Annotated in this window: 12 protein-coding genes; 9 read left to right on the top strand and 3 right to left on the bottom strand. The window is 72.1% G+C overall.

Annotated features, from left to right (window positions below; translation table 11 throughout):
- The first annotated feature begins 68 nt into the window (after positions 1 to 68).
- Positions 69 to 794, top strand: coding sequence for a response regulator transcription factor (locus NRK68_RS00215; protein ID WP_183069440.1), 726 nt, complete (start codon positions 69 to 71; stop codon positions 792 to 794).
- A complete protein-coding gene (locus NRK68_RS00220) occupies positions 787 to 1,878 on the top strand; it encodes a sensor histidine kinase (protein ID WP_183069441.1) in 1,092 nt (363 codons plus the stop codon). The genes NRK68_RS00215 and NRK68_RS00220 overlap by 8 nt, the downstream gene beginning before the upstream one ends.
- A gap of 67 nt (positions 1,879 to 1,945) precedes the next feature.
- Here NRK68_RS00220 and NRK68_RS00225 read toward each other — a convergent pair whose 3' ends face one another.
- Positions 1,946 to 2,362 (bottom strand): hypothetical protein, encoded by a 417-nt coding sequence (locus NRK68_RS00225; protein ID WP_183069442.1) that lies wholly within the window; start codon positions 2,360 to 2,362, stop codon positions 1,946 to 1,948.
- A gap of 332 nt (positions 2,363 to 2,694) precedes the next feature.
- Here NRK68_RS00225 and NRK68_RS00230 point away from each other — a divergent pair, with 332 nt between their 5' ends.
- The 6 genes from NRK68_RS00230 (at position 2,695) to NRK68_RS00255 (ending at position 9,848) form a co-directional block, all read left to right on the top strand.
- A complete protein-coding gene (locus NRK68_RS00230) occupies positions 2,695 to 5,388 on the top strand; it encodes a helix-turn-helix domain-containing protein (protein ID WP_257854303.1) in 2,694 nt (897 codons plus the stop codon).
- Positions 5,389 to 5,552: 164 nt separating this feature from the next.
- Entirely contained in the window at positions 5,553 to 6,686 is a 1,134-nt protein-coding gene (locus tag NRK68_RS00235) for an alpha/beta hydrolase (protein ID WP_183069444.1), read from the top strand.
- 69 nt (positions 6,687 to 6,755) lie between these two features.
- Complete coding sequence (locus NRK68_RS00240) at positions 6,756 to 7,436, top strand: DUF6585 family protein (RefSeq protein WP_257854307.1); 681 nt, start codon at positions 6,756 to 6,758, stop codon at positions 7,434 to 7,436.
- Positions 7,437 to 7,607: 171 nt separating this feature from the next.
- Positions 7,608 to 8,072 carry an iron chaperone gene (locus NRK68_RS00245; RefSeq protein WP_257854308.1) on the top strand — a complete coding sequence of 155 codons (465 nt, stop codon included), beginning with the start codon at positions 7,608 to 7,610 and terminating at the stop codon, positions 8,070 to 8,072.
- A 286-nt stretch (positions 8,073 to 8,358) separates the two neighbouring features.
- Positions 8,359 to 8,865, top strand: a complete 507-nt coding sequence (locus NRK68_RS00250; protein ID WP_257854309.1) for a hypothetical protein — start codon at positions 8,359 to 8,361, stop codon at positions 8,863 to 8,865.
- Between the two features lie 515 nt (positions 8,866 to 9,380).
- On the top strand, positions 9,381 to 9,848 hold the full coding sequence (locus NRK68_RS00255; RefSeq protein WP_183069446.1) for a DUF3618 domain-containing protein: 468 nt from the start codon (positions 9,381 to 9,383) through the stop codon (positions 9,846 to 9,848).
- A gap of 291 nt (positions 9,849 to 10,139) precedes the next feature.
- Here the strand turns inward: NRK68_RS00255 and NRK68_RS00260 are convergent, their stop codons facing one another.
- A complete protein-coding gene (locus NRK68_RS00260) occupies positions 10,140 to 11,105 on the bottom strand; it encodes a GlxA family transcriptional regulator (protein ID WP_183069447.1) in 966 nt (321 codons plus the stop codon).
- Between the two features lie 140 nt (positions 11,106 to 11,245).
- Between NRK68_RS00260 and NRK68_RS00265 the strand changes: the two genes are divergently transcribed.
- Positions 11,246 to 11,659: a hypothetical protein gene (locus tag NRK68_RS00265; RefSeq protein ID WP_183069448.1), complete on the top strand. Its 414-nt coding sequence runs from the start codon at positions 11,246 to 11,248 to the stop codon at positions 11,657 to 11,659.
- 220 nt (positions 11,660 to 11,879) lie between these two features.
- Here NRK68_RS00265 and NRK68_RS00270 read toward each other — a convergent pair whose 3' ends face one another.
- On the bottom strand, positions 11,880 to 12,266 hold the full coding sequence (locus NRK68_RS00270) for a hypothetical protein (RefSeq protein WP_257854313.1): 387 nt from the start codon (positions 12,264 to 12,266) through the stop codon (positions 11,880 to 11,882).
- Between the last annotated feature and the right edge of the window lie 320 nt (positions 12,267 to 12,586).

Raw genomic sequence — 12,586 nt, forward strand, 5'->3', positions numbered from 1 at the left:
CGGTGCGTACGTCGGTGCGTACGTGGGTGCGTACGTCGGCGACCGGGCGCGCCGCTTAGGCTTCCGGCATGCGCGTACTGATCGTGGAGGACGAGCCCTACCTGGCGGAGGCCGTTCGTGACGGTCTGCGGCTGGAGGCCATTGCCGCCGACATCGCCGGTGACGGTGACTCCGCCCTCGAACTGCTCAGTGTCCACTCCTACGACCTGGCGGTCCTCGACCGTGACATCCCCGGCCCCTCCGGGGACGAGGTGGCCCGTCGCATCGTCGCCTCCGGCAGCGGTATCCCGATCCTCATGCTGACCGCTGCCGACCGGATCGACGACAAGGCCTCCGGGTTCGGGCTGGGCGCCGACGACTATCTGACGAAGCCCTTCGAGCTGCGGGAGCTGGTTTTGCGGCTGAGGGCGCTCGACCGCAGGCGCGCGTACGCCCGGCCGCCTGTCCGCGAGATCGCGGGCCTGCGGGTCGACCCGTTCCGGCGGGAGGTGTTCCGCGACGGGCGGTACGTGGCGCTCACCCGCAAACAGTTCGCCGTGCTGGAAGTCCTCGTCGCCGCCGAGGGCGGGGTCGTCAGCGCGGAGGATCTGCTGGAGCGGGCCTGGGACGAGAACGCCGACCCGCTCACCAACGCCGTGCGGATCACCGTGTCCGCCCTGCGCAAGCGGCTCGGAGAGCCATGGGTCATCGCCACCGTGCCCGGAGTCGGCTACCGGATCGACTCCGGTACGACGAACCCCACCGCTCCCGCGTCCGCGTCCGCGCCCGGTGCCGACGGTGCCACCGGTGCGTAGACGGCCGGGGCCCAGCGCCCGGCTGAAGCTCGCCCTCAGCTACGCCGGATTCCTCTTCGTCGCCGGCGCTCTGCTGCTGGCCGTGGTGTGGATGTTCCTGCTGCGCTACGTACCGGACAACTCCCAGGGCCTCCTCGGGGTCTCACCCAACCGCTACCTCCTCGTACGCACCTTCGCCCCCGCCGCGGCCGCCGCGATGCTCTTCCTGCTCATGTTCGGTCTGCTGGGAGGCTGGGTCCTCGCCGGTCGCATGCTCAGACCGCTCACGCGGATCGCGGACGCGGCGCGTACGGCCGGAAAGGGGTCACTGTCCCACCGGGTCCGGATGGAGGGCCGCCAGGACGAGTTCCGTGAACTGGCCGACACCTTCGACTCGATGCTCGAACAGCTCGAATCCCACGTCGCCGAGCAGCAACGCTTCGCCGCGAACGCCTCCCACGAACTGCGGACCCCACTGGCGATCTCGCGGACGCTCCTCGACGTCGCCCTCAAGGACCCGGCGCGGGACCACCGCGAACTCCTCGAACGCCTGTCCGTCGTGAACGCCCGGGCGATCGACCTCACCGAGGCCCTCCTGCTGCTCTCCCGCGGCGACCGCGGGAACTTCACCCGCGAGAGCGTCGACCTCTCCCTCCTCGCCGAGGAGGCCGCCGAAACACTGCTGCCCCTCGCCGAGCAGCGCCGGATCACACTCGACGTGACCGGTGACGTGACCGGCGGCGCGCCCCGCACCACCGGCTCCCCGGAGCTCCTGCTGCGGATGGTGACGAACCTCGTCCAGAACGCCGTCGTCCACAACCTCCCGGCCGGGGGCACCGTGACCGTCCGCACCGAGGCGTACGGCGACACGAGCGTGCTGCGCGTCGAGAACACGGGCAGCGTGCTCCCCGCGGAACTGGTGGCGACGCTCACCGAGCCGTTCCGGCGCGGGACGGAACGAGTACGCACCGACGAGCACGCCGGCGTCGGCCTCGGTCTGGCCATCGTGCACAGCATCGTCCGCGCGCACGACGGCATCCTCGACCTGACCCCCCGCCCGGCCGGCGGCCTCCGCGTCACGGTCCGTCTACCGGCCGAACCGTAGAAGACCGGCCGCCGGACCGCGGCCGCGGGCAAGCACCCTTGCGGGCAGGCGGCCCGTTCTGCCGTCCTCAGTACTCGCCCAGGTAGGTCTTCGTCTCCGGGCGGCCGCACAGGGTGATGAGGACGGCCGAGAGGAGGAAGGTGATGATGAATCCGGCAAGTTGGGTGAAGGTCCCGTCGCGGTCCCAGTCGGCTCCGGCGACCATGCCGCCGATGGCCAGGCCGGAGACGGTCGCCGGGATCAGGGCCAGTCGGCTCAGGCGGTCGCCCGCGTCGGTCCTGCCGGCGAGCACTCGGCCACCGTTGCGCAGCAGGCCTACACCGAGAGCCAGGACGGGCAGGCCGAAGAGGCCGAAGCCGTTGCCGTCCGTGAGGAGCAGCAGGAGGAGCCCCGCGAAGCCGGCGATGACGGCACCGGCGGCGATGCCCAGGGCGCCCGCGCCGGTCGCCGCCGCCGGCCGCGGCATGTGAGGGGAATCGTTCATGGCTCGTACTCCTTGAGGTGTCGTTCGTGTGGCCCGGCCGCCCCTGCGTGTCTCGATGTGGCCGCGGGGGGCGGTGCCGGGGTGTCTGAGGGCGTAGTGCTCGGCGAGGCGGCCGAGTCCCTCGGGCTCGTCGAGCCAGGGGGTCTTGAAGCTGCACTCGGCGCACCAGCAGCGGTGGGGCACGTGGGCTCCTCGCCTTCCGTCGGGGTGGCGCCGCTCACGATGCTGGCCCGGGCGGTGGCGGCCGGACAGGTCAGGGACCCGGCCATTGGTGACCGGCGGCCACAGGTAGGCTCACCGCCGTTCTTACCGGTGAGTCAGGGGGATGAGGGATGGCAGAGGACGTGGGAACGCTGTTACGACGGCTGCGCGAGCGGGCGGGCCTGACGCAGGAGCAGGTCGCCGAGCGCTCCGGGGTCAGCGTCCGCACCATTCGCCGGCTGGAGAACGACCGGTCCACCAATCACCGGGTGGCAACGCTCAACCTGCTCGCGGACGCGCTCGGCCTGGAGGAGAGGGATCGTCTGCTGCTGGCGGCCACCCTCGCCGGCTCCCCCGCCGCTGCCACCGTCGAGCCGGCCGCCGGTCCCGACGCGGACCCCCGTGCCGGTCGCGGGCCGGCACCGGTGCAGGCGCCGGCGCGGGCGCCGGCGGCCGCCCCGCCCGAGCGAGTACCTGAGCGCGTGCCCGAGCGAGTACCTGAGCGCGTGCCCGGCCGGCTTCCCGTCCACGGGAGGCTGGCCGAGGCGGCGGAGGAACTGGCCGTGGAGGTCCGGCGCCGCTGGCGCCGGGAGGAGGCCCAACGGCGCGTGCACGACCCGTTCCCGCTGCCCGTACGGTGGACGCCGGCGCCCGCCGCACTGACCGACCGGGCGGAGAACATCCAGCGCCTCGGACCGGGTGAGCCGCCGCGTGCGGTGGACCTGGACGGGGATCTGCGCAGCCTTGCCGAGGTGTATCTCAGGATCCCCTCCGGGCGGCTGGTCGTCCTGGGGCGGGCGGGCTCGGGGAAGTCCGTCCTCACCATCAGGCTGGCGCTGGACCTCCTGGAGACCCGGGCGTCGGCCGCGCACCGCCGCGTGCCGGTGGTCTTCAGCGTCGGGTCGTGGGACCCGTCGACGACCGCGCTGCGGGACTGGCTGGTCGGCCGGCTGCTGCGCGACCATCCGCATCTGGCCCGCCGGGGGCCGGGCGGGGCGACCCTGGCCGCCGCGCTGGTCGACGGCGACCTCGTGCTTCCGGTCCTGGACGGGTTCGACGAGATGGGCGAGGGGCTGCGGCGCGACGCCCTGGACGCTCTCAACGCGACAGCCGCGCCGCTCGTACTGACGAGTCGGCGCGACGAGTACGCCGAGGCCGTCCGGGCGGCGCACGCACCGCTGGTCTGGGCGGGCTGCATCGAGCTGGCCGACCTGACGCCCGAGGACCTCGCCGACTACCTGCCCCGCACCGACCGCGGGGCCCCGGCCGCCCGGGCGAGCGACGACGCCGTACCCCGCGGCTCCGCCTGGGACACGGTCCTCGCGGAGCTCCGTACCTGCCCCGGACCCGCGCACCGGAACCTGGCCGCGGTCCTGACCACCCCGCTCATGGTCGTCCTCGCCCGTACGCTCTACAGCGAGTCCGGCGACCGCGATCCGGCCGAACTCCTGGACGGTGAGCGGTTCCCCTCCGTGAGGAGTCTGAGCGAGCACCTGCTGGCGGGCTTCGTGCCCGCGGTCTACCGCCGCCGCGCCCCGGAGCGGGACACGGGCGGTACGCGGTCCGGGGCCCGGTACGCGGACGCCGTCCGCGCCGAGCGCTGGCTCGGCCGCCTCGCCCACCATCTGGTCCGCACGGACCGTGAGCGCCACGACCTCGCGTGGTGGCAGCTGGGCCATGAGCTGTCCCGTACGGCACGGACCGTGGCCCTCGTGCTGGCGACCGCCGTGGTCGTCGCGCTGGCCGACTGGTCGGTGGGTCTGCTGCTCGTGCCGCTGCCGGCCGGGGAACTCCTGTTGCAGGGTGCCCTGATGGGGCCGGCCGCGGGGCTCGGCTTCGGAGCGGTCTACGCGATGGCCGACCGGTCCGGTGGCGCGGCGGCCTTCGAGCCGACCCGGGTCCGGCTGACGCTGCGCGCCTCCCACGCCGGTCTCGGCCGCCGCTCGCTGCGTACCTTCTTCGCGCGGCTCGGGCAGGGCCTGATCGGCGGCACCGTCATGGGCATCGGGTGCGCGTGTGCCCTCACCCTTCAGCGTGCCCTGGCCGCCGGCACGCCGCTGGCCCACCCGGACGTCGTCTTGGGCACCTTGATCAACATGCTGGTCTTCGTGCTGATCTTCGGGCCGGCCGCCGGGCTCGTCTTCGGGCTGATGGCCGCGCTCGAAGCGCCCGTGGATGTCTCGACGGCGGCCACCCCGGTCAGTCTGCTGGCTTCGAACCGTGCGACGGCGGGGCGCCAGTTCCTCGTCCTGGCCGTGGCGCTCACCCTGGCCATCGCCTTCGGCGGGTATCTCGTGGTCGCGATGCTGCGCACGGTGATGGGGCCGCTCAACTGGGGTGTCCAGGACAGCCTGTTCATCGGGACGGTCTGCGGCCTGGGCGGGGCGGCGGCCTATGTGCTCGCCTTCACGGCCTGGGGCCAGTGGATCGTCCTGGCGCGCGTCTGGCTCCCACTGGCCGGGCGGCTGCCCGCGGACCCGGCCGCGTTCCTGGACGACGCCTACCGGCGCGGGGTGCTGCGCCAGACCGGGGCCGTCTACCAGTTCCGTCACGAGCGGCTGCAGCACCACCTCGGCCGTGCCTACCGCGGCACGCACCCGGACTTCACGCCGGCGGCATTCGGGCCGGCCTCCCCCGACGGGCGTCCCGGCGACGGGCGTCCTGGCGACGGACGTCCCGGCGACGGGCGTCCTGCGGCGGGGCTTCCTGGGGCCGGGACTTCTGTGGCCGGGGGTCCTGTCGCCGGGACTCCTGTGGCCGGGACTCCTGTGGCCGGGACTCCTGTCGCCGGGAGTCCTGTCGCCGGGGACGGGGAGAACGGCTGACCGGGGGCGCGCACCTGGCCGCCGGCCCCTCGTCCGGCGGCCGGTCATCGATGGCCGGTCGAATGGCCTGGTGGCCGCGTGGCTCGGGAGGCCAGCATCGGGACTCCGGCTCGCGGCGGGTCGTCCCCGCGGTGCGAGCTTCCGTCCACGATGAAGGGTTCGTCATGACCTCCCGTCGCATCACCACACTCGGCGCGGCCTTCGCGCTCTCCGCGCTGCTCGGCCCCGGCGCCGCACTCGCCGCCGCGGCGCCGAGCCCCGCAGGGTCAATCGCCCCGCCGTCGGTCACCGCCGCCGCTCCTCAAGCCTCCGGCATCCCGGTCTTCACCGACAGCCATGGTCTGAGGCTGGTCCCCGAGGACACGCAGGTGCACAGCCCCACCGACTTCACCCTCACCGTCACCACCCCGCAGGTCTCCGGGAAGCACCGGATCCGCATCCTGCTGCCCTCGGCCTACGGCGCCGGCACCGACCCCGACCGGCGCTGGCCGGTGACGTACTTCCTGCACGGCGGTGGCGGCACCGTGGACGACGTCGCGGCCGCGCCCGCGCTGCGTTCGGACTCGATGATCACGGTGGTGCCGGACGGCGGGCTCAAGGGCTGGTACGCCGACTGGGTCATGCAGAACACCGCGGAAGGGGCCGCGAACTGGCAGACCTTCCACCTCTCCCAGGTCGTACCCTTCATCGACGCGAACCTGCGCACCCGTACCGACCGGGCCCACCGGGCGGTGGTCGGGCTGTCGATGGGGGGCTTCGGCGCACTCCACTACGCAGAGGCCCGCCCCGACCTGTTCGGACACGTGGCCGCCCTCTCGGGAGGCATCGACTTCGGCATGTGGCAGGTCCGCGCGGCCGTCCTGGCCACCGAACTCAACGTCACGGGAGCCTGGTGCGCGAGCACCACTTCCGGTTCGGCCGGCTCCGGCCGGTGCACCGGCTACGGCCCGATCGTGGACAGCGATGCGATCTTCGGCTCCCCGTACCCGGTGTTCGGGGCCGACCGGGTGTGGAACGCGGTCGACCCGGCCGCACCGGCCAACCTCGCCCGGCTCTCGGGCACCGCCATCACGCTCTACACCGGCAACAACGACGTCATCGACGTCCACACCGCAGCCGCCTCGCACACGGTCAAGGGCCGCCTGGACCGGCTGGGCATCCCCAGCCGGCTCGTCGACTACGGCAACGGTACGTCGCTCTCCCCGAGCTGCAACGGCGGCCACAACTACGGCTGTTGGGCCCCCGCGCTCGCCGATTACGTGCCGCGTCTGGAAGGCGCCTTCGCCGCGGCGGGCTGACCGGGGACCAAGGCCTGGGCCTGGGCCCGGGCCCGGGAACGTACGGCGCGAAGTGAGGGGACAACGAGCATGAACGAACGGGACACCTACGAGCAGCCGACCGGCGAGGCAGCCGCGCTGGCGGCGGACCGCGGCCTCGGGCAGTGGCAGCGGACCTTCCGGATGAAGCAGAGCCGCTTGTTCGGCAAGCACAACGCGTCGCGGCTCTACCTCTACGACAGCGGCACGGTGGTGACGGGCCCCGAGGGGTTCGGGGCCGCGTACGCCTGGGACACCGTGCGGGTGCTGCGGTACCTGAGCACCCGCAACGGCGTCCCGTGGGACGCCCGTTACACCTTGCTGGACCAGCAGGGCGCGGCGGTGAACATCGGTCCGGGCACACGGGTGTTCCTCAAGGACGAGAAGCGGGCGCTGGGCATCACCTCGCTGGTGCAGGGTGCCCTCTTCCTGTGGCCGGACGTCTGGGGTGAGCACATCCTGCGGGCGGTCACGCGCGCCCAGCTGCCGAAGGCGCTCGCGGCCCTCGAACGCGGTGGGACCGTGGATTTCGGGGCCTACAAGGTCGACCAGCACGTCCTGGCGGGGCGCAGGCACTCCGCCCCCTGGTCGCAGATCACGGAGATCTCCTCGTACAGCGGCACGCTGATCTTCAACGGGAGCCTGAAGCGCACCACGGTGGACAGCGCGGACCTGCAGAGCATCGCCAATCCGGATCTGTTCCTGCGGCTGTGCCGGCACCTGATGGGATGACGGCGGGCCCGTACTCACCACCGGGGTCCGGCACCGGGTTGGCGGTCCGTGGTGTTCTCCGTGGCCGGCACGGAGGCGGTACGCCGTCTCGCCGGGGCAATCTGTGGTCACGGCGATCGGCCCGGCGGCAGCAGACCGGGCCGAATCGCACGAGCGACTGAAGGAGTGACCATGGCCGGCACCGCCACCACCACCGCCAGCAACAGCACGTACGAGGGTTTCAGCGTCGAGGAACGGGCTGCGATGAAGGCACACGCCCTGGAGCAGAAGAAGGCCGCACGCCGTGGCTCGGCCGCGGAAAAGGCGGCGGAGGCGGAACGGGACGTACTGGCGAAGATCGCCGAAATGCAGGACTCCGACCGGATCCTGGCCGAACACGTCCACGCCATCGTCACCGCCCACGCCCCGGCCCTCGCCCCGAAGCTCTGGTACGGCATGCCCTCCTACGCCCTGGACGGCAAGGTCGTCTGCTTCTTCCAGAGCGCGGAGAAGTTCAAGGCCCGCTACGCCACCCTCGGCTTCAGCGACCTCGCCAAGCTCGACGACGGCCCCATGTGGGCCGCCGGCTTCGCCCTGACCGAAGTAACCCCCGAGGTCGAGGCCCGGATCACCGAACTCGTCAAGCGCGCGGCGTGAGGCGGGCGGCGTGAGACGCGCACCAGCCATGGACGCCGGCCCGGCACAGCCCGGGCCGGCGTGCTCCGCCTGATCGAGGCCGTCACGGGGTTGCAGGGTCGGCCGGTGGGGGGCCGCGGGGTGACGGTGCACCGGGTGGTGGGTCTCGGTCAGGGTCTCGGCGGTCGCGGGCAGCGGGCGGTGGCCGGCTGCCAGGGCCCACTGGTCGAACCGGGTCCAGGCAGGTGGGTCACCGCTTTGCTGGACGCCGAGGCATCAGGAGGGGTCGCCGGGGCACAAGCGGTCCATGTCCGGAGACCACGCACGTTCCACGAGCGCCCTCTTCCGTTCCGCCCCCGGCCCCGAAGCGCCGCATGCTGCGAGGCACAGGCACCGCGGACGACTCGGTAGGTGGTGGCGCCGCAGGATCCTCGCCTACCGCGACATCGAGTTTCTCTCCACCCATATCCCCGGCGACCCCGGGCCCGGCCAGGAGTGCCTCCTGTTGGTCCACGTCCGCAAGATCGTCGGCCAGGTCCACTACCGGATCTGCACGGACTGCGGGCAGGGTCTGATCACCGGCATCGACATCGACGGGAACCTCGTCTCCAGCGGCCTCGGCAACCGTGCACTGTCCCACCTGCGAGCCCGCCACCCAGGCATGTCCTGGCGCAGCACCCTGAGCCTGCGCACCACACGCGACCTGCTGCGGCGCATGCGCATCCCCGCTGCCTCGGCCGATGTCCCTTGTGTCCACGGGCTCACCGCAGCGGACCCGGCAGGAACAGCGGGCTCGCACGGCCGCCGGCCCTAGGTTGGGGAACACCGTGGACTACGACGAGTCACTGACCGGCGAGGGCGACGAGCCTGCGGTGCTCCAGCTGGTCTGACCGTCTGGCCGTGAGGTGGACGTGGACGTCCGGGAAGTACTCCTTCACTGTCCTCGTGGCCGGGGCTCACCTATGGGTCGGCCTTTCACCCCGGGGGCCGTACCAGATCGGGGCCCGCCTCGGGCAGACGACGTAGCCGAGGATGGCGCGTGGGCCGGCGACAGGTCACGGCAGTCGCCATGGTGGTGAGCCCGGCCACGGCACGGCCCCAGGAAGTCCCGCAGGCTCATGGACAGCTTTCGTAGACGGTGGTGATGCCGTCCTGTGCCAGGCCGAGGAGGCATGGCGCTCGGAAACCGGGAGCAATCAGGTCCACTGACCGGCGCGGCAACACGGGAGCGAGGCCGCGGGCCGCCATCGTGCATTCACCGGCCCCGCACGCGAGCAGGCCATCGCCGGGCCAACGCCGACGAGGCCAAGATCAAGGAGTAGCCAGACCATGACCGATCAGCCTCAGGGCGATGAATCCGCGTCCACCCCCGAAGAGCTGCGCGAGCAGGCCGAGCACACCCGCGAGGAACTCGGCCGGACCGCCGAGGCGCCGGCGGCCAAGGCGCGCGTGAGGGCGCAAGCGAAGGAGAAGGCGGCTGAGATCAAGGAGCAGGCCGCCGAGAGGACCACGCATGTCACCGGCCAGGTCCGGGAGAAGGCAGGGCAGGCCGCTCAATTGGTGAAGGACAAGACCCCCGATCCAGTCCTCGACAAGACAGCCCACGCCGCGGCCCAGGTCCGCGACACCGCGACCCGGGCCGGGCACCTCGCTGCCGAGAAGACCCCGGATCCGGTTCGAGACAAGGCCGCAACCGCCGCAACCATGGCGCGGGCGAACCTCACCCCGCTGATCGCCGCGGCTGCCGCGCTCGTCGTCTTCCTGCTGCTGCGCCGCAGCCGGAGGCGCCGCCGGTGAAGGCCGCGAAGATCGCCCACAAGGCGGTCGGCCTGGCCCTGGGCGCCGCAAGCCCGCTTTCGTTCGCTGAACCAGGCCATCCCGGCCGGGTTCAGCGAACGGCCACCGTGCTCGCCTGTGATCCCACCCAGACCGCAGCGGCGTTTCACGTTGTCCTTGTCGACCGTCGACCCTCGACCAGGACCCGGTGACAGAATCCCGGACCTGAAGACAGGTGTGGGGTGGTCGCCGCTGATGTCCCTCCCAGGCGAACGAGGCACCGGAAACGGCCTCTTGGTCGGCCCGCCCGCCTCAGGCCGGGCGCATCGCCGCTCGGTAGCGGGAGGGGGCGATCCCGAACCGCTCCGTGAACGCCTGCCGCAGCGCCTCGGCGCTGCCGAAGCCGCAGCGGGCCGCCACGCCCGCCATCGGCAGAGTAGTCGAGGCGAGGACGTGCGCAGCGGCCTCGGTACGGGCCTGCCGGACGTAGCGGCCCGGTGCCCGGCCCAGTTGCTCCGTGAAGAGACGGGTGAGGTGGCGGGGCGTCACCCCGGCCCGCGCGGCCAGCGCCGCCGTGCTCAGGTCGTCGTCCGGGTGGGCCGCGATGTGCTCGACGAGCGCGCGAACCCCGTCGTCGGGGGCCGACGGGGTCGCGGTGAACAGGCTCATCTGCGCCTGGTTCGCGGGCCGTTGCAGATACACCACGAGGTCCCGGGCTACCTGGCGGGCCAGTTCGGTGCCGTGGTCCTCCTCGACGAACGCGAGGGTGAGGTCCAGCGCGCTCGTCACCCCGGCCGCCGTGTAGACGTGACCGTCGCGGACGTAGATCGGGTCCGGGTCCACTGCCACCTTCGGGTGCCGCTCGGCGAGCAGACGGGCGAAGCGCCAGTGGGTGGTCGCACGACGGCCGTCCAGGAGCCCGGCGGCTGCCAGTACCCCCGCACCCGTGCACACCGAGGCCACCCGCCGGCTCTCCCGAGCCAGTCGGCGCACGTGCCCGACGAGCCGCGTGTCCGACGCCGCCCGCTCGTACCCCGTACCGCCGGAAACAATCAGCGTGTCGAGGGGGCCGGTCAGCCGCTCCAGCGACCGCTCACTGCCCAGGACGAGCCCCGAGCCGCAGACAAGGGGACCGCCGCCCGGACCGGCGAGGAGCACCCGGTACGGAACTTCGGGCGCACCGATCCCATTGGCCATGGCCAGGGTCGTGGTCACGCACGCGATGTCCAGCAACTCGGCCGCCTCGTAGCCGACCACCACCATGAGCCTCTCCGCCATGCGCCGACCCTATGCCGGAAGGACGGGTACCCCAAGGGAAAGGACATGGCGGCCGGACGCCGCTTCCCGTCGGCCCGGACGCCCCGGACAGTGGTGCTCGCCCACATTCATCCGTACGCCCGCACGCGGGAGGCACCCCGATGCACACGATTGCGCACCGCTGGCCCACTCTGATCGCCCTGGCCCTGGCAGCTCTGACCTTCCTCGACGGCCGGCCCGCGCCGGAGTTCCTCGCGGGAGTCCTCGCCGCCATGCCGCTGTTCTACCTACTCTTCGGCATGCTTCGGGGCGAACTGCGCCGCCCGGGCGTCCTCGCCGGACAGCTGGCCGGCCTCGTCGGCTTCGCCGCCGTCGCACTGTTGGCCGTTTTCCTCAACGGCACCCTCGCCCTGCTCGTCCTCGCGGCCGGCTGGCTGGGCCACGCCGTCTGGGACGCCGTCCATTACGCAAGAGCCCGGGTCGTGCCCCGGCAGTGGTCCGAATGGTGCGGTGTCTTCGACGCCTGCGGCGCTCTGGCCCTGCTGCTCGCCGCCGCGGCTGCGGTCACCGGCTAGCAGCAGCACTGCACCACCGTGGCTCCCTCCGTAGTCGGGCTGGTGAGCCACCGCGTCCTGGCCGTGCACAGTCATCTCGCCCTTGGCTGACAGGACCCAGGCCAGCCGGCAGGTCTCCTGCGCCGAGGTGACCTACCAGGGCCTGTGCCGTAGTTGCGCCCGTCCCTGAACGGGGCGGGCCGACCACCCGGGCCGCGGTTGTCGGTTGGCCGACGGGGCGTTACCTCACGCGGTAACCATCGTGAGGGACCGACCGCTCGTTGAAATCGGCGAAGTCCTCGATCCACTGCTCGACTTCGTCGGGCGCATCGTCGAAGAACGACATCAGATCGGAGATCACGTCCATGCTCGCCGCCAGGCGCAAGCGTGATGCGACGAAGCCCGCCTCCTCGCCGCTGACGTGCCAGTTCGAATTCGACAGGAACTTCTCCATGTCCACTGTCTGCTCGGCGGGTTCCAGTCCCGGCGTACGCAACACCTGCTCCAAGCCCTGTCCGGCTGCGGCACCGGCCTCCCGCATGGCTTCCCGGACGAATCCCATCTGCCAGTTGTTCAAGGAGAACGTGTTGCCAGGGGCCGGCCGCTCGAATGTAAACGCATATCCCATGTGCGTAGCGTAATCGTTCACGCCCTTGTCATGGCCGAGTCAGGGCACCTGAATGGATGTCGGTCACGGCGATGGTGTTCGGCTGTCAAGGAGTGGCAGTCCGCGGCCGGGCCGCCGGGAAGCCAGACCTGGGTGTTTCGAGGGAGATGGCGGCCCGGGCGGGCAGCTTTCACCGGGGCGGTCCACTTCGACAGGCGCAACTTCGCTTGGCACAGGTACTCGGGCCAGATCGCCTCCAGCCGGTGCCCCCACGCTGACCGTGGCGTCGGCGAACGCGATCGCTGTCCCGCCGGCAGGCCCCTGGCCTCGAAGCAACCGGC

The organism is Streptomyces yangpuensis, assembly GCF_024666385.1.
In the GTDB taxonomy this organism is placed as follows: Bacteria; Actinomycetota; Actinomycetes; order Streptomycetales; family Streptomycetaceae; genus Streptomyces; species Streptomyces yangpuensis.